The 21090-nt window shown below is 73.2% G+C and carries 16 protein-coding genes; 5 read left to right on the forward strand and 11 right to left on the reverse strand.

The window, feature by feature from the left end; translation table 11 throughout:
• The first annotated feature begins 45 nt into the window (after positions 1 to 45).
• Positions 46 to 1611 carry an MFS transporter gene (locus ACFVWU_RS06990; RefSeq protein ID WP_387616611.1) on the forward strand — a complete coding sequence of 522 codons (1566 nt, stop codon included), beginning with the start codon at positions 46 to 48 and terminating at the stop codon, positions 1609 to 1611.
• Between the two features lie 120 nt (positions 1612 to 1731).
• On the opposite strand, the gene ACFVWU_RS06995 is transcribed toward ACFVWU_RS06990, so the two are convergent.
• From ACFVWU_RS06995 to ACFVWU_RS07035, 9 genes are all read right to left on the reverse strand, one after another.
• A complete protein-coding gene (locus ACFVWU_RS06995) occupies positions 1732 to 2580 on the reverse strand; it encodes a lysophospholipid acyltransferase family protein (RefSeq protein WP_387616613.1) in 849 nt (282 codons plus the stop codon).
• Positions 2577 to 3407 carry a GNAT family N-acetyltransferase gene (locus ACFVWU_RS07000; RefSeq protein ID WP_387616615.1) on the reverse strand — a complete coding sequence of 277 codons (831 nt, stop codon included), beginning with the start codon at positions 3405 to 3407 and terminating at the stop codon, positions 2577 to 2579. The genes ACFVWU_RS06995 and ACFVWU_RS07000 overlap by 4 nt, the downstream gene beginning before the upstream one ends.
• A gap of 339 nt (positions 3408 to 3746) precedes the next feature.
• A complete protein-coding gene (locus tag ACFVWU_RS07005) occupies positions 3747 to 5126 on the reverse strand; it encodes a serine hydrolase domain-containing protein (RefSeq protein ID WP_387616708.1) in 1380 nt (459 codons plus the stop codon).
• A 71-nt stretch (positions 5127 to 5197) separates the two neighbouring features.
• Positions 5198 to 6541 (reverse strand): M1 family metallopeptidase, encoded by a 1344-nt coding sequence (locus ACFVWU_RS07010; protein WP_387616617.1) that lies wholly within the window; start codon positions 6539 to 6541, stop codon positions 5198 to 5200.
• A 77-nt stretch (positions 6542 to 6618) separates the two neighbouring features.
• Entirely contained in the window at positions 6619 to 10509 is a 3891-nt protein-coding gene (locus tag ACFVWU_RS07015; RefSeq protein WP_387616619.1) for a Pls/PosA family non-ribosomal peptide synthetase, read from the reverse strand.
• 368 nt (positions 10510 to 10877) lie between these two features.
• On the reverse strand, positions 10878 to 11744 hold the full coding sequence (locus ACFVWU_RS07020) for an NmrA family NAD(P)-binding protein (protein WP_387616621.1): 867 nt from the start codon (positions 11742 to 11744) through the stop codon (positions 10878 to 10880).
• Positions 11741 to 12229, reverse strand: coding sequence for a hypothetical protein (locus tag ACFVWU_RS07025; RefSeq protein WP_387616623.1), 489 nt, complete (start codon positions 12227 to 12229; stop codon positions 11741 to 11743). The genes ACFVWU_RS07020 and ACFVWU_RS07025 overlap by 4 nt, the downstream gene beginning before the upstream one ends.
• A 140-nt stretch (positions 12230 to 12369) precedes the next feature.
• Positions 12370 to 12891, reverse strand: coding sequence for a MarR family winged helix-turn-helix transcriptional regulator (locus ACFVWU_RS07030; RefSeq protein WP_387616625.1), 522 nt, complete (start codon positions 12889 to 12891; stop codon positions 12370 to 12372).
• A gap of 56 nt (positions 12892 to 12947) precedes the next feature.
• Entirely contained in the window at positions 12948 to 14123 is a 1176-nt protein-coding gene (locus ACFVWU_RS07035; RefSeq protein ID WP_387616627.1) for an FAD-dependent monooxygenase, read from the reverse strand.
• A 335-nt stretch (positions 14124 to 14458) separates the two neighbouring features.
• On the opposite strand from ACFVWU_RS07035, the gene ACFVWU_RS07040 reads away from it, so the two are divergent.
• Positions 14459 to 15076 (forward strand): TetR/AcrR family transcriptional regulator, encoded by a 618-nt coding sequence (locus tag ACFVWU_RS07040; protein ID WP_387616629.1) that lies wholly within the window; start codon positions 14459 to 14461, stop codon positions 15074 to 15076.
• 4 nt (positions 15077 to 15080) lie between these two features.
• On the opposite strand, the gene ACFVWU_RS07045 is transcribed toward ACFVWU_RS07040, so the two are convergent.
• Complete coding sequence (locus ACFVWU_RS07045) at positions 15081 to 15755, reverse strand: TetR/AcrR family transcriptional regulator C-terminal domain-containing protein (RefSeq protein ID WP_387616631.1); 675 nt, start codon at positions 15753 to 15755, stop codon at positions 15081 to 15083.
• A 131-nt stretch (positions 15756 to 15886) separates the two neighbouring features.
• On the opposite strand from ACFVWU_RS07045, the gene ACFVWU_RS07050 reads away from it, so the two are divergent.
• From ACFVWU_RS07050 to ACFVWU_RS07060, 3 genes are all read left to right on the forward strand, one after another.
• Positions 15887 to 16219, forward strand: a complete 333-nt coding sequence (locus tag ACFVWU_RS07050) for a hypothetical protein (protein ID WP_387616633.1) — start codon at positions 15887 to 15889, stop codon at positions 16217 to 16219.
• Positions 16220 to 16482: 263 nt separating this feature from the next.
• Complete coding sequence (locus ACFVWU_RS07055; RefSeq protein WP_387616635.1) at positions 16483 to 18105, forward strand: alpha/beta hydrolase; 1623 nt, start codon at positions 16483 to 16485, stop codon at positions 18103 to 18105.
• Positions 18106 to 18461: 356 nt separating this feature from the next.
• Entirely contained in the window at positions 18462 to 19982 is a 1521-nt protein-coding gene (locus tag ACFVWU_RS07060; RefSeq protein WP_387616637.1) for an FAD-dependent oxidoreductase, read from the forward strand.
• A gap of 252 nt (positions 19983 to 20234) precedes the next feature.
• On the opposite strand, the gene ACFVWU_RS07065 is transcribed toward ACFVWU_RS07060, so the two are convergent.
• Positions 20235 to 20972 (reverse strand): ABC transporter ATP-binding protein, encoded by a 738-nt coding sequence (locus ACFVWU_RS07065; protein ID WP_387616639.1) that lies wholly within the window; start codon positions 20970 to 20972, stop codon positions 20235 to 20237.
• Positions 20973 to 21090 lie beyond the last annotated feature (118 nt).

Below are 21090 nucleotides of genomic sequence, written 5' to 3' on the forward strand. Positions count from 1 at the left end.
ACGAGCCCCTAACACTGTTAGGGGCCTTAGATCGGGAGGGATCCCATGGAGGAGTCGAGTGCCCGCCGCAAGCGGCTCGCGCTGTTCACGCTCTGCGTCACCATGTTCATGTCCATGCTGGACAACGTCATCGTCAACAACGCCCTGCCCCGGATCGGGCAGGACCTGGACACCGGCATCAGCGGCCTGCAGTGGGTCGCCGAGGGTTACAGCCTGGTCTACGCCGCCCTGGTGCTGACCGGCGGCGCGCTCGGCGACCGCTACGGCCGCACCCGGGTGTTCCGCCTCGGCCTCGCCCTGTTCACGGCCGGCTCCGCCGTTGCCGCGCTCGCCGGGTCGATCGGCGTGCTGGTCGGCGCCCGGATGCTCCAGGGAGTCGGAGCCGCGCTGCTCACGCCCGGCAGCCTCGCCCTGCTGCGGCACGTCTTCACCGATGAACGCGAGCGCGCCAAGGCGATCGGCACCTGGTCCGGGGTCTCCGCGCTCGGCCTGTCCGTCGGCCCGGTCGTCGGCGGTCCGATGGTCGAACACCTCGGCTGGGCCAGCGTGTTCTGGATCAACGTGCCGATCGGCGTGGCCGGATTGCTGCTCGCCGCCCGCGTCCTGCCGGACATCGCCCAGCGCCCGCGCCGGATCGACCTCATGGGCCTGGCACTGTCCGCGGCCGGCCTGGCCCTGCTGGTCTACGCGCTGATCGAGGGCCCCTCCCGGGGCTGGACCGACCCGCGGGTGCTCGGCTGCGGCGCCGCAGCCGCCCTCCTGCTGCTGGCTTTCCTGGTACTCGAACTGCACATCGCCGAACCGATGCTGGAGCTGCGCCTGTTCCGCGACGGGGCGCTCGGTGGAGCGCTGCTCAGCGGGTTCATGGTCAGCTTCGGGATGTTCGGGGCGCTGTTCTTCCTGCCGCTGATGATGCAGGGCGTGCTCGGCTGGTCCCCGGCCGCCGCCGGCTACGCGGGGCTCCCGATGACCGCGATGCTGGTGGTCGCCGCACCGCTCTCCGGACGGCTGACCGCGGTGTACGGTCCGCGGCTGCCGCTGGTGCTCGGCCTCGCGCTGTGCGCGGCGGGCCTCGGCGGGCTGTCGTTGTACGGCGACCACGCGCACTACCCGGCCTACCTGTGGACGCTGTTCGCGATGGGCCTCGGGATGGGCATGACCTTCACCCCGGTCTCGATCGCGGTGATGCAGCGGGTCGCCCCGGCACAGACCGGGATGGCCTCGGCGACCATCAACACCCTGCGCGAACTGGGCGGCGTGCTCGGCATCGCGGTGCTCGGCGCCGTTCTGACCAACCGGATGACGGGTTCGCTGACCTCGGCCCTGCACCGGCTCGGTGTCCCGCCCGAGGCCGTCGGCTCGATCGCGGACGCCCCGGCCGGCGTGGCGCACGGCCCCGGAGGCACGGCGGCGGCGCTGCCCGGGCCGGTCCGGGCAGCGGTGGACGGCGCCTTCATCGACGGCATCCACCTCGCCGTGCTCAGCGGAGCGGGCGGGCTGGCCGTGACCGCCGTTCTGGTCGCGGTCCTGCTCGGCCGAGCCCGGCCGGTCGTCCCGTCCGGCTCCGGCCGACCGCAGCCGGAGGAACTGGCGGGCGCCCGCGCCACGTGAGCACCGGCCGCCGCGCCGTGACGGAACCTCGGCGGGACGCGACCGAGGGACGCCTTCAAGGGCCCCCGTATGAGACGCCTTCGAGGAGCCTCTCCGAACCCGCCTCCACGGCGGGCCCCGTCAGTGGATGCCCTCCACCGCCGCCTGTGCCGCGCGGGCCAGCTCCCGCCGGGCCCCGGCCCGGGTGGGCTGCGGCCCGGGCGGCGGGATCGGCGGCAGGAAGGTGACGTCCGCGACCAGCCCGCGCACCGCGACCACCCGGGCGAGCGAGGTGAGCAGCCCGTCGTCCCCGACGAAGGCGGGCGCACTGGTCGGCCGTCCGTCCGTCAGCCGGTAGCGGATCGTCACCGGTTGGACGAAGGCACCGGCCTCCACCGCGGCCTGGAACATCGCGGGCCGGAACCGTCCGCTCTCCCGCCCGCACCAGGTCGACCCCTCCGGGAAGACGATCATCGGGTGCCCGGAGCGCAGCACCTCGGCCACCGTCGCCACGGTGTCCGGGAGGGTCCGCAGCCGATCGCGGTCCAGGAACACGGTGCCGCCCCAGGCGACCAGGTGCCCGAGCACCGGCCATTGCCGGACCTCGGTCTTGGCCAGCGACCGCCCGGGCCGTCCGGCCGCGAGCAACGGTATGTCCAGCCAGGACACGTGGTTGGCCACCACCAGCGCCCCGCCGGCGCCGACCGCCCCGCCCGGCACGGGAGCTCCGGGAATCCCGGGCGTTCCGGGCGTCCCGAGGTGGACGGTCACCCCGAGGGAGCGCAGCACCACCCGCGCCCAGAGCCGGATCAGCCGGTCCCGGGCGCCGTACGGCAGCAGCCGCACCGGCAGGCAGAGCACGACCCCGGCCAGCACCGCCGTCAGGCAGGCGGTCAGCCGCAGCGTCCGCCGGAGGTGGGAGACCTCCGGCGCGCGTTCGCCCAGGCAGGTATCCGGCCGACAGGGCGCGGTCGGTAGCCAGACGCTCATGACGACGCGCCCGAGGAGGGTGTTCCGGACAGGAAGTGCCGCAGGTAGCGGGGGTCGGTGCGCTCCAGCGACAGCAGCACGTACAGGTCGGCGCAGCCGAAGTCCGGGTCGTACGCGGGCTCACCGCAGACCCAGGCGCCGAGCCGCAGGTAGCCGCGGAGCAGGGCGGGCAGCGCGCCGCGCTCGGCGCGCGGCACGCCGGTGGCGTCCCAGCGGCGGTGCGGGGTGACCCGGTACTGCTCGGGGGCCAGGTACTTGGCGCTGACGGTGTCCCAGACCCGGGCCGCGGTGGCGCCGTCGTCCTCCAGGTCGATCGAGCAGCAGCCGCCGACCCAGGTGTTGCCGGTGTCGGCGAGGTAGCGGGCGATGCCGCCCCACATCAGGTTGATGACCGCGCCGTTGCCCCGGTGATCGGGGTGGATGCAGGAGCGGCCGAGCTCGACCAGGCCGGGGCGCACCGGCGCGAGCGCGGACAGGTCGAACTCGCCGTCGGAGTAGAGTCGTCCGGCCCGCCGGGCGGCCTCGGGCCGCAGCAGCCGGTAGGTGCCGACGACGGTGCCGGTCTCGCCCTCGCGGACCAGCAGGTGGTCGCAGTACTCGTCGAAGGGGTCGACGTCGAGACCGGCGACCGGGCTGTGCAGGACGGCGCCGAGTTCGGCGGCGAAGACCTGGTGGCGCAGTCGCTGGGCGGCGCGGACGTCGTCCTCGTCGCGGGCGAGGGCGACGGTGTAGGCGGCCGGCGCCGGCTGGTGGCGGGACGAGGGGACCGCCGGGGCGTCGTGGGTGGGGGTGACTGCGGACGGAGTGTACGTGGGGACGGTGGTCATGGCGGACCCTCCAGGGCAGCACGATCGGCGGTGCCGTGGAATTGCCAGGGCACCGTCCCGGCCCGCAGGCGTTGGGCATGGACGCGAACCGGTCCCCGTATGTCTCTCCAAGTCGGTTGGCATTCACGTTGCGGCCCGGCGGATCGCAGATGTGCAGCTGTTGAATGGGGCCACGCGTGGCCCGTCGGTCATCTGCCGGGCACCGGGCGGTCGTCCGCGCGGGGTGGACAACGGGGGCGCGCACCTGCATCGCGCGCCCCCGCCGTCACAGCCCCGCGGTCACATCCTCACCGTCACGGCCCCGCCGTCACACCGCCGTCACGGCCGAGTCCGACGGGATCAAATCGCCCGCCAGCCCTGCGGGTCGACGCCGCCCGGGACGACCTCGGTCGGCCCGTACGGCTCGCGGGTGTAGACGAAGGAGCCGACGTCCAGGTGGCTGACCGTGCCGTCGGCGCGCCGGACCACCCGAAGGGTCTCGCCCGCGTAGTAGTTGTCCAGCCCGATCCAGGTGCCGTCCGACTGGGGTCGGAAGCGCGAGCCCCGGCGGCCGCCCGCGAGTTCGGCGAGCTCCAGGACGCGGTCGGCCCGCAGCCGCAGGACGTTGGGCGCGGCGCCCCAGTACCAGGGGCCGGTGAGGGCGAGCAGGTCCTCGTCCACCTCGGGCAGCGGGCACCAGGATTCGGGCAGCCGGGGCTCGTGTTCGGCGGTGATGGTGATCAACTGGGCGGCCAGCAGTGGGGTGTTGGCGCCGCTGGTGGCGTTGGCCAGGGCGAAGGCGGCCAGGCCGTCGTCCTCGCTGACCCACAGGCCGGCCGTGAAGCCGGGCATCGAACCGGAGTGGCCGTGCAGCAACCGGCCCTCGTGGCGCCGCAGTTGCAGGCCGAGCCCGTAGCCGGAGGTCCAGGCGGCGTCGTCCGGACCGACGGCGGGCCGACGCATCTCGGCGAGGGTGTCGGCGCTGAGCACCTTGTCGTCGCCGGCGGCGAGGAAGGCCGCCCAGCGGGCCAGGTCGGCGCCGGTGGACCAGAGCTGGCCGGCCGGGCCCATCAGGCCGGTGTCGGTGAGCGGTTCGGGCAGCATGACGTCGGCCCACGGGTGGACGGCGAAGCCCCCGGCGTGCGGGTGCTCGGGCAGCAGCGTGGTGCGGTCCATGCCGAGCGGCGCCAGCACCTCGCGGCGCAGCACCTCGCCCCAGGGCTCGCCGCGCAGCTTCTCCACCAGGGCGCCGAGCAGCGCGTAGCCGGGGTTGGAGTAGTGGTGGCGCCGCCCGGCGGGGTGCTTGAGCGGGCTCTCCCGCTCCAGCAGGTCGCCGAGCTCGGGCCGCAGCGAGCCCTCCGTCCGCTCCCACCAGGGTTCGGGAGTCTCGGCGGCCAGTCCGCCGGCGTGCGCGAGCAGCTGGGCGATGGTCGCGCCGTCGGCCGCGGTGCCCGGCAGGTGGCGGGCCAGCGGGTCGCCGAGGTCCAGCAGACCCTCGTCGCGCAGCCGTAGCACCAGCACGGCGACGAAGGTCTTGGTGAGCGAGCCGATCCGGTACTGGATGTCCGGCGTCGGCGCGTGCCCGTCGATCATGCTGCGGGCGCCGCTCCACACCAGCCGCCCGTCCCGGACCACCCCGGCGACCAGCGAGGGGGTACGGCCCTCGGCCTGGGCGACCGCGATGCGGTGCAGCAGGGCGCGGCGGGTGGTGGGCAGCAGCTCGTCGAGCTGGTCGGTCATCTGATCGTCTGAACTCATCGACATGGACGGACAGTAGCCCAGCCGGACCACGGACCCGCGCGATTAATCCCCTAGCCCGGCAGCGGCGGAAGCTCGGGCCGCTCCAGCCAGGCCTCGAACAGCGGGCCGAGCGCCGCGGTGGTGTACCGGGAGGCGTGCGCGAGCAGGTCGGCGGTGGCGACCACACCGTGCCGGTTGATGCCCGTCCAGTCCCGCAGCATCGCGAAGAACCCGTCCTCGCCGAGCGCCCGCCGCAGCGCGTGCACCGCCAGGCCGCCGCGCTGGTACAGCCGGTCGTCGAACATCAGCCTGCGGCCCGGGTCGCCGAGCCGCAGGTCCTGCGGCAGCCCGACCAGCAGTCGGTGCGCGGCGGCGGCGTGCACGGCCGCGGCCGGGCCGCCGGCGTGCTCGGACCAGAGCCACTCCGCGTACTTGGCGAAGCCCTCGTTGAGCCAGATGTGCCGCCAGTCGGCGATCGAGACGCTGTTGCCGAACCACTGGTGGGCCAGCTCGTGCGCGATCAGCCGCTCGCGCTCCCAGCCGCCGCCGAGGTGGTTGGTGCCGAAGGTGGCCACGCCCTGCGCCTCCACCGGGACGTCCAGCTCCTCGTCCGCCACCACCACCGCGTACTCACCGAACGGGTACGGCCCGAAGACCTCGGCGAAGTACGCCATCATCTCCGGCTGCCGGGCGAAGTCCCGGGCGAAGGCCTCGGCCCGCGGCTGCGGCACGTACCCGGTCTGCGCCACGTAACCGGGCCGTGGGGTGGCGGGGCGCGCGGCCAGCTGCACCGGCAGGTAGTGCCCGATCGACACCGTCACCAGGTACGGCGAGGTCGGCGCGCTCTGCTCGTAGACCCAGGTGGTGCTGGAGGCCCGGGTGGTCCGGGTGAGCAGCCGTCCGCTCGCCACCACGGTGAAGGGGGAGGGCGTGGTGACCGCCAGCTGGTACGTCGCCTTGTCCGCGGGTCGGTCGTTGCACGGGAACCAGGACGGCGCACCGATCGGCTGGCTGGCCACCAGCGCGCCCTCGGTCAGCTCCTCCCAGCCCAGGCCGCCCCACGGGCTGCGCACCGGGCGCGGGTTGCCGGTGTAGTGCACCTCGACGATGAAGGCCGCGCCCGCCCCGAGCGCCTTCGCCGGGCGGATCCGCAGCTTGCCGCCGCGGTGGGTGTAGCGGGCGGCCTTGCCGTTGACCAGCACCCGCCCGATCCGGAACTCGGCCAGGTCGAGCGCGAACTCGGCCAGCGCCGCGTCCGCCACCGCGCTCAGCCGGGCCGAGGCGGCCAGCCGGTTGGGTCCGGGCCGGTAGTCCAGCGCGAGTTCGTAGCGGTGCGCCCGGTAGCGGTGGTCGCCGCTGCTCGGGAAGTACGGGTCCGGGCCGCCGGTGGCCGGCGGGACGTGCTTGGGCTTCACGGGGGCGGGAGCTTCCTGCGGGCCGGGACGGGGGGTCGTGCCGAGAGGGGCGGTCGGAGGGGTGGTCAGAGGGGTGGTCAAGGCGTGGTCTGCCACGCCTCGATGGGGTTGCCCAGCCACCGCGTGTCCGCGGGGACGGACTCGGCGCGCATCACCAGCGAGGCCGGGCCCAGCGTGCTGCGCGCGCCCACCGTGCTGCCGGGCAGCACGATCCCGCCCGGGCCCAGGGTGGCGCCCTCGCGGAGGACCACAGTATCCATCCGCATGATCCGGTCGTGGAAGAGGTGCGTCTGCACCACGCAGCCCCGGTTCACGCTGACCCCGTCCCCGAGGGTGACCAGGTCCGCCTCCGGCAGCCAGTAGCTCTCGCACCACACGCCGTGCCCGACCTTGGCGCCGAGCGCCCGCAGCCACAGGTTCAGCACCGGGGTGCCCGGCACCGCGCCGACCAGCCACGGCACCGCCAGCACCTCCACGAAGGTGTCGGCGAGCTCGTTGCGCCACACGAAGCCGCTCCACAGCGGGTGCTCCACCGCCCGGAACCGCCCGACCAGCAGCCACTTGGCCGCCACCGCGACCAGGCAGGCCACGCCGCCCGCCGCCAGCAGCACCGGGCCCGAGAGCAGGGCGGCGGCGAGCGGCGACCAGGAGGCGGCCAGCCAGGACAGCGCGGCCGCCGTCAGCAGGCCCAGCGCCCCCGAGGCCAGCACCGGCACCAGCCGGCCCACCTCGACCAGCCCGCGCGCCCACAGCAGCCGGGCCGGCGGCTCGTACGTCAGGCTCTGGTCCGCCTGGTCCGCCGCGCGCGGCAGCCGCATCGGCGGCATGCCCAGGTACGAGCTGCCCTTCTTCGCCTTCTCCGGCGTCGCCGACAGCACGCCGACCAGGCCCCGCTTGGGCACCGAGCGGCCCGGCGCGGTCATCCCCGAGTTACCGAGGAAGGCCCGCTCGCCGACCTTCGCCTCACCCAGGCGCATCCAGCCGCCGCCCAGCTCGTACGGCGCGATCAGGGTGTCGTCGGCCAGGAACGCGCCGTCCCCGACGGTGGTCAGGCTGGGCAGCGCCAGCACCGTGGACACCTCGGCGCCCCGGCCGACCCGCATCCCCAGCGCCCGCAACCACAGCGGGGTGACCAGCCCGGCGTACAGCGGGAACAGCACCTCGCGGGCCCGGTCCATCAGCTGGCTGACCGTCCAGGCCTGCCAGCTGACCCGGCCGTGCAGCGGGTGCACCCCGGGCACCAGGCCGATGCTCAGCAGCCGGACCAGCACCACCAACTGCGCCGCGTACAGCGCGCCGTACGCCAGGGTGGCGGGCAGCAGACCGAGCAGGGCGCCGCCGAGTGCCGGGCCGAGGGCCGCGCCCCGGTCGACGAAGCGGGAGAGCACGGCGAGGGCGGCCGCGGCGGGCAGCAGCGGGAGCAGGCCGAGCAGGGCGTCGCCGGCGCCGTACAGTGCGGCGAAGGCGGGTCGGCGGAGCGGGGCCTCCTTGGGCCAGGACCACTCGGCCCGGCCCAGCTTGACGGCGGGCGCGCCGCCCCAGCGCTGTCCGGTCGGCACCTGGCCGGTGACGCTGGAGCCGGGCAGCACCTGGGCGCGCTTGCCGACCCGGGCACCGGGCAGCAGCGTCGAACGGGTGCCGACCACCGCGTCGGCGCCGACCTTGATCTGGCCGACCTCCAGCCGGTCGCCGTCCAGCCAGTAGCCGGACAGGTCGACCTCGGCTTCCACGGCGCAGCCCCTGCCCAGCTTGAGCATCCCGGTGATCGGCGGCAGCGAGTGCAGGTCCACCTCGCGGGCGACCTTGGCGCCCAGCACGCGGGCGTAGGGGACCAGCCAGGCACCGGACAGCTCGGTCGCGCCGCTCAGTTCGGCGAGCCGCTCGGCCGCCCACAGCCGCAGGTGCACGGCGCCGCCGCGCGGGTAGCTGCCGGGGCGCAGGCCGCGCAGGAGCAGCCGGGCGCCACCGGCCCCGATCGCGAGCCGGCCCGGCGAGCTGTGCAGCACGAGCGCGCCCGCGCCGACCGCCCACCAGGACGCGGTCGGCGCCCACGGGTAGTCGCCGAGGTGGGAGAGCAGGTTCCCGGCCGCCAGCAGGGCGACCGTCCAGCGCAGGCCGACCACGGTGAACAACGGGATCAGCAGGAGCAGCTGCAGCAGCTTGGCCCGGGTCGGCACCAGGGTGACGGTACGGGCCTCGCCGCCCTCGGCGGCGGTGCGCTCCAGGTGCCGGGCGAGCTTGCGCAGCGTCGGGTGTTGGTAGATGTCCAGCACGGCGGCGCTCGGGTAGCGGGTGCGCAGCAGGGTGGTCAGCCGGGCTGCGGCCAGGCTGCCGCCGCCGATCGCGAAGAAGTCGTCGCGCGCACTGCCGACCTGCACCCCGAGGATCTCGGCCCACTGCTCGGCGAGCCAGGCCTCGGTGCCGTACAGCTGCTCGGTCGGCCCGGCGGCCTCCAGCTCGGGCAGCGGCCAGGGCAGCGCGTTGCGATCCACCTTGCCGGAGGTGCGGGTGGGCAGGGTGTCGACGGGGGCGAGCAGCGGCACCAGGGCGGCGGGCAGTTCGGCGCGCAGCCGTTCGACGGCCTGCTCGCGGTCGAAGCCGTCCTGGACCACCAGGTAGCCGACCAGCAGCTGGTTGCCGCCGCGCGCGGTCCGCACGGCTGCGGCCGCACCGGCCACGCCGGGCAGCGCCTGCAGGGCCGCGTCGACCTCGCCGAGCTCGATCCGGCGGCCGCCCAGCTTGATCTGCTCGTCGGTGCGGCCGAGGAACAGCAGGCCGGCCGGATCGGCCTGGACCAGGTCGCCGCTGCGGTAGGCCCGGTCCCAGCCGAGCGAGGGCAGCGGCGCGTACTTCTCGGCGTCCTTCTCCGGATCGAGGTAGCGGGCCAGGCCCACCCCGCCGATCACCAGCTGCCCGGTGCCGCCGGGGGCGACCGGCCGACCGGCCTCGTCCACCACGGCGAGGTCCCAGCCGTCCAGCGGCAGGCCGATCCGGACCGGCCCCTCGCCCGTCAGCAGCGCGGCGCAGGCCACCACGGTGGCCTCGGTCGGGCCGTAGGTGTTCCACACCTCGCGGCCCTCGGTGACCAGGCGCTGCATCAGCTCGGGCGGGCAGGCCTCGCCGCCGAAGATCAGCAGCCGGACCTCGTTGAGCGCCTCGGCCGGCCACAGGGCGGCCAGGGTGGGGACGGTGGAGACCACGGTGATCTCCTGCTCGGCCAGCCAGGGGCCGAGGTCGGCGCCGCTGCGCACCTGGGAACGGGGGACGGGCACCAGGCAGGCGCCGTGCCGCCAGGCCAGCCACATCTCCTCGCACGAGGCGTCGAAGGCGACCGACAGGCCGGCCATCACCCGGTCGCCGGGGCCGATCGGCTCCTCCTGGAGGAAGAGCGCGGCCTCGGCGTCGACGAAGGCGGCGGCGTTGCGGTGGGTGACGGCGACGCCCTTGGGCTTGCCGGTCGAGCCGGAGGTGAAGATGATCCAGGCGTCGTCGGCCGGGGTGGGGCGGTGCCCGCCGACGGGTTCGCGGGTGCCCGTCATGGTGAGGGCCCGCTCGGCGCCGAGGACGGCGGCGACCTGGGCCTCGCCGAAGACCAGCTGGGCGCGCTCGTCCGGGTCCTCGGCGTCCACCGGGACGTAGGCGGCCCCGGCGGCGAGCACGGCCAGGATCGAGACGTACAGGTCGTTGCTGCCCGACGGCACTCGGACGCCGACCCGGTCGCCCGGGCCGATGCCGGCGGCGGCCAGCCGCCGGCGCAGCTGCTCGACCTCGGCGGCCAGAGCGCGGTAGCTGAGCACGGTGCGACCGTCGTCGAGGGCCGGTTCGTCGGGGTGGGCGCGCACGGTGGCGTCCAGGACGTCGACCAGGGTGCGCGGGTCGGCGGCCGGGCGGCCGGGGAACAGCGCGTGCTGCGGCTCGGCCTGCGGTGGCTCGGCGTACTGCTCCGGGTGGATCGGTTCAGCAGTCATGGCAGCCCGTGCGCTCCTCGTCCTCGCCCCGTTCCGACCGATGCCCGGCCCCTGGGGCGGTGGGAGCACCGCCTGACCGGGTGACCCCACTCCGGGGCCGGAGCGGACAACCCGACCGATGGTAGCCCCGGCCTCCCGGTCCGGCAGGAGCGGATACTCGGCCCAACTGTGGCTGGAATGACCGAGTCTGACGTTCAATCAGCCAGCAACTGAGGCCGTGACACTCTGATGTGACGATGTGTCATTCGAATTGACGGATCGTCAGGTCGGATTTTCGATCGTGATCCATGCCACAGTGAATGCTGCTCCCTTCGGGTGGCGGGCCCGGCGTTTCGGCCTCGGTCCGGTCCGCCACGTCGACGGGGTGTTCAGCGGAAGCGGTGCAGGTGCTCGCCGAGGAAGGCCTCCAGGGTGCGCGGGGCGTGCCCGACCAGGCGGGTGAAGGTGCTGTCGGGTGACTCCTTGCGGACCACCGCCAGCTGTTGGATCTCGACCACGTGGGTGGCCAGCCAGTCCGGCATTCCGGCCCGGCCGGTCAGGTGGGCGTGCAGTTCGGCCGGGGCCAGGTCGAGGTAGCGGACCGGTCGGCCGAGCAGTTCGCCCAGCAGGGCGGTGAGCTCCGGGTGGCTGTACGCCCGCCCGCCGGTGAGCGGGTAGGTGCCGCCGCCGAGCTCCGGGCGGGTGAGGACCTCGGCCGCGACGTCGCCGATGTCCCGGACGTCCACGTAGTTGCACCGCGCCCGTCCCATCGCGCCGTGCACCACCCCGGCGGCGGCGATGCCGGGGGCCAGGAGCAGCAGCTTCTGCATGAAGGCGTACGGGCGCAGGATCGTGGTGCGGACGCCGCAGGAGCGCAGGCGCTCCTCGATCAGGTGGTGGCCGCGGGAGACGGCGACGGGGGAGTCCGCCTCGGCGGCAGGTGCGGAGACCTTGACGACGTGCTCCACGCCGCCGGCGACGGCCGCGTCGATCGCGTTCAGCTCGTGCCGGACCTGGTGAGGGCCGTTGGCCATGGTGAGGAACAGCTGGTGCGCGCCGCGGAAGGCCGCCCGCAGCGAGTCCGGGTCGGCGGCGTCGGCCGCGACGGTCTCGGTGCGGGCAAGCGTGCGGTCGTCGAGTTCGGCCGCCAGCCGGGCGGGCTCGCGGCTGAGCGCGCGGCTCGGGGCGTCCAGGGCGGCGAGGCTGCGTAGGGTGGCGCCGCCGGTGGCGCCACCGGCGCCCATGATGACGATCATGACGTCTGCCTTTCAGGTCGGGCTGCGGAGTGGAGTCGGTGCTGCGATTCCCGGGCGGGGCGGCTGCCTCGCCAGCGCCAGCTGATGATCGTGGCCGCGATCGCCGAGGAGACCGGCAGGTCGACCGGCAACCGGTGCGGCCAGGGGCTGTCGGCGAGTGGCGGGATCTGCGGGAGCCAGTGCGCGGCGGCAAGGCCGCTGGCCAGGGCGAGTGCCGCGGCCGCCAGGCCGAGCCCGGCGGCCGCGAGGGCGCGGGGTGTCCGGGCGGGCCGGGTGCGGGCGGGACGGTGGCGCAGTGCGGCGCCGAGGGCGGCGGCCACGGCGGCGGAGGTGCCGCCGATGGTGGTCAGCGCGGCGAGGACCAGCTGCGGCTGCCGGGTGACCGCTCCGCCGAGACCGGCCATCACCGCGGGCATGGCGTAGGCGGTCAGGACCTCCCGCCACAGGACGAAGGGCGGGGGTGCGCCAGGTGCCTTCTTGCTCACGGGTTCTCCTTGGCTGGTTCCGATTGGGCTGGTTCTGATTGCCCCGGTTCTGATTAGTCGCCTAAGTATTTGTGCTTAGGTGCCTAACTATTGGGCCCGGGTGAAGGCGGGCCGCCTTGGCCCGCCTTCGGGTGGGTGGGTCAGTCCTCGGTGAGGGCGTCGATGCCCGCGACGATCCGCGCCAGCAGGTCGAGGAAGGCGGCCCGCTCCTCGACGGAGAGGCCGCCGACCAGCGACTGCATCCGGGCGAAGTGCTCGGGCGCGAGCTCGCGCAGCTTGTCGGCGCCGCGTGCGGTGAGGATCACCACATTGCCCCGACCGTCCTCGGTGGACGGGCGGCGGGCCACCAGGCCCTCCCGCTCCAGGCCGTCGACCAGTCCGGTCACGGTCGCCCGGGACACCCCGAGGCTGGCCGCGAGCTGGGAGGGCGACTTCTCGCCGCCGTGGTCCTCCAGGTCGGACAGCAAGCGGTAGCGGCCGGTGGAGAGCCCGAAGCGGCTGAAGTGCACTTCGCCTGCCTGGCCGAGCCGGGCGCCCGCCGCCATCAGCCGGGCCGCGACCAGGACCGCCTGCGGATCGGCCGTCAGGCCGTATCGGGCGATCTGGCGGCGGGCCTGGTCGAGGGTCGGGGAGGTCGGATCGACCTCGTGGTGCGGCGTCATGGAAGTAATATGGCGCCTAATCAGATCGCCGGTCAAGTAAGTGCGGCGGCTCTTGCCTAGGCGGCACGGGGAGCGATCCGGGGCGGCGTCCAGTCGGCGTGCTTCAGGACGGTCCGGACCATCACGCCGGGCGGGGTGAGTCGGATCGCGGCGTTGCGCAGGCCCACCACCAGCGGGTTCGTGAGCTGCTGGCCCATCCGGCCGGCCCGGCGGGCGTCCCGGGCGACGGTCTGACTGCGCGGACGGCGCGCCGCGTCGTAGCGGGCGAGCGCGCCCTCGACCGTCCGCCCCTCGGCGACCGCCGCGGCCAGGGTCACCGCGTCCTCCAGGGCCTGGCAGGCGCCCTGGCCGAGGTGGGGCGTCATGGCGTGTGCCGCGTCGCCGAGCAGGGCGATCCGGCCCGAGACGTAGGAGGGCAGCGGGGTGACCAGCTCGTTGACGTCGTGGTGCAGCACGTCCTCCGGGCGGGTCGCGGCCAGCAGCGCGGGGATCGGGTCGTGCCAGCGGGCGAAGCGGCGGCGCACCTCGGCCAGCGAGTCCCGGTAGCGCACCCCGGCCGGGGCGTTCACCACGGCGTGCCACTCGGCCCGGCCGTCCGGGAAGGCGATGTGGCCGAACTCGGCGCCGTGGCCCCAGGTCAGCTCGAAGTCGGAGGTCAGTCCGTCGACCGGGCGTTCGGTGATCGCCCGCAGCACCGTCGAACCGCTGTACACCGGGCCGGGGTGAGCGGGGAAGAGGCGGTGCCGGGTCCGGCTGTTGATGCCGTCGGCCGCCACCAGGAGGTCGGCCTCCAGGGTGGTGTCGTCGTAGCCCACCGTGACCCGGGCGGGGTGCGAGGTGTCGACCTCGGTCACCTCGGCGCCGACCACGAGGGACTCGGCGGGCAGAGCCTCGCGCAGGATGCGGTGCAGGTCCGCCCGGGGGACGCCGACGATCGGCGCCCCCAGCTCCCGCTCCAGCGCCCTGCCGTCCATCATGGCGAGCCGACGGCCGTCCGGTGTCCACGTCCCACCGGTGTACTGCCGTCGCGAGGCCGCCTCGACGGCCTCGCCCACCCCGAGGATCCCGAGCGACCGCATGCCGTTGGCGTGGAGCGAGATCCCGGCCCCGGCATCGTCCAGGGCGGCCGCCCGCTCGACCACGGTCACGCCCCACCCCGCCAGCCGGAGCCCGATCGCGGCCGCCAACCCGCCGATCCCGCCCCCGACCACCACCGCGCTGTTGCTGCTCATGCCCGGTCCTTCCCGTGCTGCCGTGCTGTCTTCTACAGCTGTAGAAGGAGCGTACTACGGGCTTATCCGTAGGGACGGGGTGGGCAGCTCCGACGCTGCGGGGGCCGTCGATGCCCGACGGGTTGCACGGTGGGTGGCCGCTCGGCTCGGGGTCGGGGAAGGCCGCCGTCGGCGCGGGAGCCTGTCGCGCGGCGGGGCGGCCGCGCGCGGTGCCGTTACGGCGGCCGGGGTGCCGTCGGCGTGGTCATGCGGCGTGGTCATGCGGCGTGGTCCCTTCCGTGGCCCTCCGTCACCGGGGTGGGCGGTTCGGGGGCCGGTGCCGGTAGAAAGGGGGGATGCGGCGAGATGAGGAGCAGGGGCAGGGTGGCGCTGGTCGGGCGGGGCGTCCGGATCGGCGGACCGTGCTGGCGGATGCGGCGATCGGTGTGCTGACGGACGCGGGCGTGCGGGGGTTGACCCACCGGGCGGTCGATGCGGCGGCCGGTCTGCCGGTCGGCACCACCTCCGCCTATCTGCGGACCAGGCAGGCGCTGCTCACCGCCCTGGTGCGGCGGTTGGTCGAGCTGGACCAGGGCGAGCTGCAGGCCATGGGGGAGGAGCGGGTGGTGGTCCGGTCGGCGGATGAACTGGTCGAGGGGATCCGTGAGCTGATGCGCCACCGGCTGACTGGCGAGGGCCGGCGGCGGTCGCTCGCGCGCTACGCCTGCGCGGTGGAGAGCGTGCGCGACCCGGAGCTGCGGGAGATCCTCGTGCCGCGTGAGAACGCGGGGCGGGCCGTCGTCCGCGCCTTCCTCGCCGCCCAGGGCGTCCCCGACCCCGACGGGCGGACCGCCACGCTCCTGGCCTGCATCGACGGGCTGGTCTTCGACCGCCTGGTGGGTGGTGGCGAGACCGGGACGGACGAGATCCAGGGCCTGGTGGCGGCCGCCATGCGCGGCGCGAGCGGGGGCTAGCCGGTCACGAGCCCGCTCCCTTCGCGAGCTCCAACTCGGCGGCGTAGCCGGCGAGCAGGATGCGGAGGGTGCGGTGGAAGCACTGCTCGGAATCGAGGCCCTCGCCGGTGGCGAAGGCCTGGGCCAGATGGGGGTAGGTGTCCCGGTCCAGGGCCGCGAACTGCTCGGGTCGCGGCTCGGTGCCCTCGTGGTGGGGTGTCTCGCCGACCTCGCCCAGGGTGTGTCCCAGGGTCCACCGGACCACGGAGTTCAGTACGTTGAGCCCGTCGGCCAGCGGAACGCCGTCCTCGCGCAGCACCGCGATGCCGCGTTCGAGCAGGGCGAGCGCGGCCGGGGTGGCGGCCGGGCGGGTGGCGAGCACGGTGAGCATGGCCGGATGGTCGAGCAGCATCCGGCGCAGGGCGACGGCGAACTCCCGGACCACGTCGGTCCAAGGGCCGCTCGGTTCGGCGAAGAGGTCCCCGGCGGACAGCTCCAGCAGTCGCTCGACCATGCCGTCCAGCAGGGCGGCCTTGCTGGGGACGTAGTAGTAGAGCGTCATGCCCTCGACGCCGAGCGCCGCGCCGAGCTTGCGGTTGGAGAGCGCGGTGAGGCCGTGCTCGTCGACGTAGGCGAGGGCGGCGTCGATGATCTTCTCGCGGGTCAGACCCGTCCTCGGGCGTGTGCGTCGGCCCGGCATCTGCTCCTCCTGGGGCTCGGGGTGGCCCTGCGGGATGGTCCCGATCGAGCCTTGACAACTCTTGCAGTGCAAGAAAACAATAGTCGACGTCAGATTCTTGCGTTGCAAGAAACATATCGGGGGAGGACGTCATGCAGCTCGTCGCCGTCATGGTGCGCAAGCTCAACGAGGGTGTGGAGTACGGGGAGTTCCGCAAGGCCTGGATTCCGGACGAGGTGTTCCCGGCCGACCCGCGCACCCGGGTGATCAGCGCCACCGCGCTGGAGGACTCGCGGGAGATCATCACCATCGCGCTCATCGAGGGCGACCACGGGCCGGAGTCCATGCAGGCGTGGATGGAGAAGCTCGGCCCGGTGGAGGAGCGCCGCTTCGAGCGGATCAAGGACCTGGTCGGCCCGCCGACGCTGAACGCGGTCTACCAGGTGGTCGCCGAGGACAACCTGTCGCGGCCGATCGCCGAATAGCGGCGGTCGACCCCGGACGGCAGGTGGCGCGGGAGACCTGCGGCCCGGTCGGCGGTTGCCGGCCGTGGATGCGGAAGAACCATCAGGGAGAACCGGCGAGGATGAACCGCCATCAGGTCAATCAACCGTCAAGTCGGTTCATTCACAGAATGTTCTGACCATCCATGATGTGAAGTCCGAAATATTTCCGCTGCTTCGAGGTCTTCCCACAGAGATCTCCGGCTGACAGGCTGGGGCCGCCCTTTCAGTACGGAGGAGGTTCCTTGTCCCGCATATCCACGTTGGCCGGAGCGGTCACCTGCGCGCTCGCCCTTGTCACCGGTACCGCCGTCGCCGCGTCGGCCGCGCCGTTCGACCAGGCGCCGGGTGCCGCGGCCGCCGAGGCGAAGGTCGACCCTGTCGACTGGAAGCCGTGCAACCCGGACCCGAGCAAGCCGGACCCCGGCATCTACGACTGCGCCGTCTATCCCGTGCCGCTGGACTACGACAACCCGTCGGGCGAGAAGGTCGGCATCGCCATGATGCGGCGGCGGGCGAGCGACCCGTCGAAGCGGATCGGCTCGCTGTTCCTCAACCCGGGTGGCCCGGGCGGCAGTGGCTACATGTGGGCGACCACCACCCGCTTCGGCGCCGAGGTGCAGTCCAAGTTCGACCTGGTCGGGTTCGACCCCCGGGGTGTGGCCCGGAGCAACCCGCTCAAGTGCTTCAAGACCCAGGAAGAGGCCGACGCGGTCAACAACCGCATGGTCGGCGTGCCGGTCACCAAGGCCGAGATCGCCGACACCCTGGACGCGGACCAGGACTACACCGACGCCTGCAGCAAGAACGCCGGCCCGCTGATCGAGCACATGTCGACCATCAACGTGGTGCGCGACCTCGACCGGATGCGCCGTGCCGTCGGTGACTCCCAGCTCACCTTCGCCGGGTTCTCCTACGGCACCCTGATCGGTTCGACGTACGCGAACATGTACCCGAACAAGGTGCGCGCGATCATCGTCGACGGCAACGTCGACCCCAACCTGCGGCTGCACAACGGCCTGGAGTACGACCGCCAGCGGGCGGGCGGCTTCGAGCTGGCCCTGGACGAGTTCCTGAAGCGCTGCCAGGCCGCCGGCGCCCCGCGCTGCGCCTTCGGCGACGGCGACACCCGAGCCAAGTTCGACGAGCTCCGCGACCACCTGCGGACCAGCCCGATCACGCTGTCGAACGGGTCTCAGGTGACCCTGAGCAGCTTCACCAGCGAGGTGGCCGGCGCCCTGTACTCGCAGGCCAAGCTGGCTCCGCTGGCGAAGTCGCTGCAGGCCACCTACCAGGTGATGCAGAAGCCGGCCGCGGCCGCCCTGCTGGCTCCGAAGGCGAACGTCCCGGACGACGAGGCCAACCAGCTCACGGTGAACCTCCCGCGCGCGCTGCGCGAGGCCCCGGCGGACTCCGAGTACACCGCCGACGACTCGTACATGGGCGTCAACTGCCAGGACAAGCCGTATCCGTCGAACGACCGGGTGTTCGCCAACGCCGCCCGGGTCTGGGAGCAGGAGTCCCCGACCTTCGGCCGCTACCAGGCCTTCGACGCCCCCGCGTGCGCGAGCTGGCCGGCCCCGGCCCGGGACGCGGAGCGCTTCAGCGGCCCGTGGAACAAGAAGACCTCCAACACCGTCATGGTGATCGGCAACCTCTACGACCCGGCCACCCAGTACAAGTTCGCCCAGCGGATGCAGCAGGAGCTGGGCAATGCGGTGCTGGTCAGCGTCGACTCGATCGAGCACTGCGCCGTCGGCCGCAGCAAGGCGCTGAACGCTCTGGTCACCCGCTACCTGGTGGACGGCACCGCGCCGCAGCCCGGTCAGCTGCTGAAGCCGGACGCCGAGATCTTCCCGGCGGTCTGAGGGATCTCCCCTCGAACGCCCGGCCGTTGAGGCCGGGGCTGTGGTGGTCGGCGGCTCCGCCGGCCACCACAGGCGTGTTCTCCGGCCGAGGGCCCGGAGCGCGCGGACAATGCGGCAGAGGATCGTCATCGAACCTCCTTCGGAGTGGATTCTGTGGAGTCGTCCGGGACCCTAGTCGACGCCACTGACAATCGACGTTCCGCACACCCCTTGGGGACAGCCTCGGCGGACCGTCGAAGGATTACCAAAAATGACGTACTGTCACACTAATTCGTAAATGGATTCCCACAAGTGAATACCCGTGTTAGCGTCCGGCTCGCCAGGCTCTCTCGAACCAGAGAAAGTGGGGAAAGGTCATGCGACACGAATTCTCCGGCCGGTCGATCCTGCCGGGCGATCCGCGCTACCAGACGCTGAGCCAGGGCTTCAACCAGCGCTGGCACAGCCGACCCGCCTACATCCGGCTGGTAGGCGACGAGGCCGACGCGGTGGCCGAGTTGAACCGGGTGCTGGACCGCGGGCTGCGTCCGACCGTCCGCGGCGGCGGCCACTGCTACGAGGGCTTCGTCGACAACGACGGGGGCGTGATCCTCGATCTCAGCACGATGCGCGGCGTGGCGGCGTCGACCGACAAGTACGGCCGGCCCACGTACTGCGTCGAGGGCGGCGCCACCAACTGGGACGTCTACACCACGCTGTTCCGGGAGCACGCCGTCACCTTGCCCGCCGGGTCCTGCTACTCGGTCGGCGCGGGCGGGCACATCTGCGGCGGCGGGTTCGGTGTGCTCTCCCGGCGGCACGGGCTCACCGTGGACCACCTCGTCCAGGTCGACGTGGTCACCGTCCGGGGCGGCAGTGCCGTGGTGACGAAGGCGCATCGTGAGGACGCGCGGGACTCGCCCGAACAGGACCTCTTCTGGTCCCACACCGGTGGCGGGGGAGGGAACTTCGGGGTGGTGCTGCGCTACCACTTCGCGGCGGACGTGCCGCAGCCGCCGCCTCGGGTCTGGCTCAGCAGCATCGCCTGGCCCTGGGACCAACTGGTCAAGCGACCGGGAGACTTCGAGACGCTGCTGAACAACTTCGGCGCCTTCCTGGCCGACCACAGCGGCCCGCGGGAACCGGTCTACGACGGGCTGTTCGCGATCCTCAAGCTCACCCACCGCTCCAACGGGAACGTCGTGCTGTTCAGTCAGTGGGACGGTGAGGACCCGGCGCCGTTGGAGGAGTTCGCGGCGGCCGTCGAGCAGGGGATGGTGACCCGCTCGGTGACCCAGACCCACAGCGTCGGCGGGCTGTTCCTGCCGTACCCGGAGAAGCGGCGGCAACTACCCTGGTTCCAAGCCACCATGACGCTCAATCCCTCGGGTGACAACCAGCGTGGCAAGTACAAATCGGCCTACCACCGGGAGCCGTTCAGCCTGGCCCAGATCGCCACCTTCTGGGACTGGCTGACGCGGGACGGCGAGGGGGCGGACCTCACGAAGACCCTGGTGCAGATCGATTCCTACGGCTGCCGGATCAACGCCCGCCGGCCCGAGGAGACGGCCGTGGCGCAGCGCGACTCGATCATGAAGCTGCAGTACCAGACCTACTGGACGGATCCGGCCGAGGATGCCGACCACCTGGCCTACCTGGCAGGTCTCTACCAGGAGGTCTACCGGGAGACCGGCGGCGTCCCGGAGATCGACACCGCGACGGACGGCGCCTATGTCAACTACCCGGACATCGATCTAGGTACGGTCGACCAACGGGACCCGGCCTACCCGAGGCTCTACTACAAGGGCAACTATCCGCGACTGCAGCGCACCAAGACCTACTGGGACGGAGAGGAGGTGTTCCACCACGCCCAGTCGATCCGACCGCTCCAGGCCTGACCGGCGACCTGCGGGACGCTGAGCCCGGGCGGCGGCCTGCCGGCGCCGATGTCCCGGGGCCGACATTCCGGGGGCCGGAGTCCCGAGGCTGGATGGCCCAAGGTCCGACGGCCGCCCAGCCCAGCAATCCCGAGGTCTGACGGCCGCCAGGCCCAGTACCCCGGGGTTCGACGGCCGCCAGGTCAAGCGCCCCGAGGTCCGACGGCCGCCAGGTCCAGCACCTCGGGGCCCACCCCCGCCAGGCCACCGCCGTTACGCCGCCTGCTCCGCCGACTCCTCCTCGACGATCCGCCCGTCGCGGAGCTCGATCACCCGGTCGGCGAGCCCCATCAGCGTCGGGTCGTGGGTGGCGACCAGGACCGTGACGCCCTCGCTGCGGACCACCGCGCGCAGCAGTTCCATGATCGAGCGGCCGGTCTCCGAGTCCAGCTGTCCGGTGGGCTCGTCGGCGATGATCAGGCCGGGGTCGTTGGCCAGCGCGCGGGCGATGGCGACGCGTTGCTGCTGGCCGCCGGAGAGCTCACCGGGCCGCTGGTTGGCGTGGCCGGCCAGGCCGACCAGGGCCAGCAGGGTGTGCGCACGCTCCTCGCGCTCGGCCGGCGGGACCTTGCGCAGGCGCATCGGCACACCGACGTTCTCGGCGGCGGTGAGCATCGGGATCAGTCCGAAGGACTGGAAGACGAATCCGATCCGCTCCCGTCGCAGGGCGAGTCGGCCGTCCTCGTCCAGCCCGCCGAGGTCGATGCCGTCCAGCGCGATGCTCCCGCCGGTCGGTGCGTCCAGGCCGCCGACCAGGTTGAGCAGGGTGGTCTTGCCGGAGCCGGACCGGCCCTTGAGTGCGGTGAGTTCACCGCGCTCGATCGAGAAGCTGATGCCGCGCAGGGCGTGGACGGTCCGATCGCCGGTGCCGAAGCTGCGCCGGAGATCGGTCACGGCCACCATCGGGCCGGTGGTCGTCAGGGCGGTGTCGGCGGCCTGGTGCTGCGTCATACGGCGTCCCCCTGTGGGCGGTGGCTACCCGGACTGCCCGGGTCAACGGATGCGATGGTTTCGCGGGTTCACGATTCCGAGTGGAAATTCGAGAAAGAGAAGTTCCCTGGTCAAGGAG

The sequence above is a fragment of the Kitasatospora sp. NPDC058190 genome (genome assembly GCF_042883685.1).
In the GTDB taxonomy this organism is placed as follows: Bacteria; Actinomycetota; Actinomycetes; order Streptomycetales; family Streptomycetaceae; genus Kitasatospora.

What these genes read in the sequence shown, in the direction of transcription:
- ACFVWU_RS06990 (WP_387616611.1), top strand. Translation starts at nt 46, where the DNA reads ATGGAGGAGTCGAGTGCCCGCCGCAAGCGGCTCGCGCTGTTCACGCTC.
- ACFVWU_RS06995 (WP_387616613.1), bottom strand. Translation starts at nt 2,580, where the DNA reads ATGAGCGTCTGGCTACCGACCGCGCCCTGTCGGCCGGATACCTGCCTG.
- ACFVWU_RS07000 (WP_387616615.1), bottom strand. Translation starts at nt 3,407, where the DNA reads ATGACCACCGTCCCCACGTACACTCCGTCCGCAGTCACCCCCACCCAC.
- ACFVWU_RS07005 (WP_387616708.1), bottom strand. Translation starts at nt 5,126, where the DNA reads ATGACCGACCAGCTCGACGAGCTGCTGCCCACCACCCGCCGCGCCCTG.
- ACFVWU_RS07015 (WP_387616619.1), bottom strand. Translation starts at nt 10,509, where the DNA reads ATGACTGCTGAACCGATCCACCCGGAGCAGTACGCCGAGCCACCGCAG.
- ACFVWU_RS07020 (WP_387616621.1), bottom strand. Translation starts at nt 11,744, where the DNA reads ATGATCGTCATCATGGGCGCCGGTGGCGCCACCGGCGGCGCCACCCTA.
- ACFVWU_RS07030 (WP_387616625.1), bottom strand. Translation starts at nt 12,891, where the DNA reads ATGACGCCGCACCACGAGGTCGATCCGACCTCCCCGACCCTCGACCAG.
- ACFVWU_RS07035 (WP_387616627.1), bottom strand. Translation starts at nt 14,123, where the DNA reads ATGAGCAGCAACAGCGCGGTGGTGGTCGGGGGCGGGATCGGCGGGTTG.
- ACFVWU_RS07040 (WP_387616629.1), top strand. Translation starts at nt 14,459, where the DNA reads ATGCGGCGAGATGAGGAGCAGGGGCAGGGTGGCGCTGGTCGGGCGGGG.
- ACFVWU_RS07045 (WP_387616631.1), bottom strand. Translation starts at nt 15,755, where the DNA reads ATGCCGGGCCGACGCACACGCCCGAGGACGGGTCTGACCCGCGAGAAG.
- ACFVWU_RS07050 (WP_387616633.1), top strand. Translation starts at nt 15,887, where the DNA reads ATGCAGCTCGTCGCCGTCATGGTGCGCAAGCTCAACGAGGGTGTGGAG.
- ACFVWU_RS07060 (WP_387616637.1), top strand. Translation starts at nt 18,462, where the DNA reads ATGCGACACGAATTCTCCGGCCGGTCGATCCTGCCGGGCGATCCGCGC.
- ACFVWU_RS07065 (WP_387616639.1), bottom strand. Translation starts at nt 20,972, where the DNA reads ATGACGCAGCACCAGGCCGCCGACACCGCCCTGACGACCACCGGCCCG.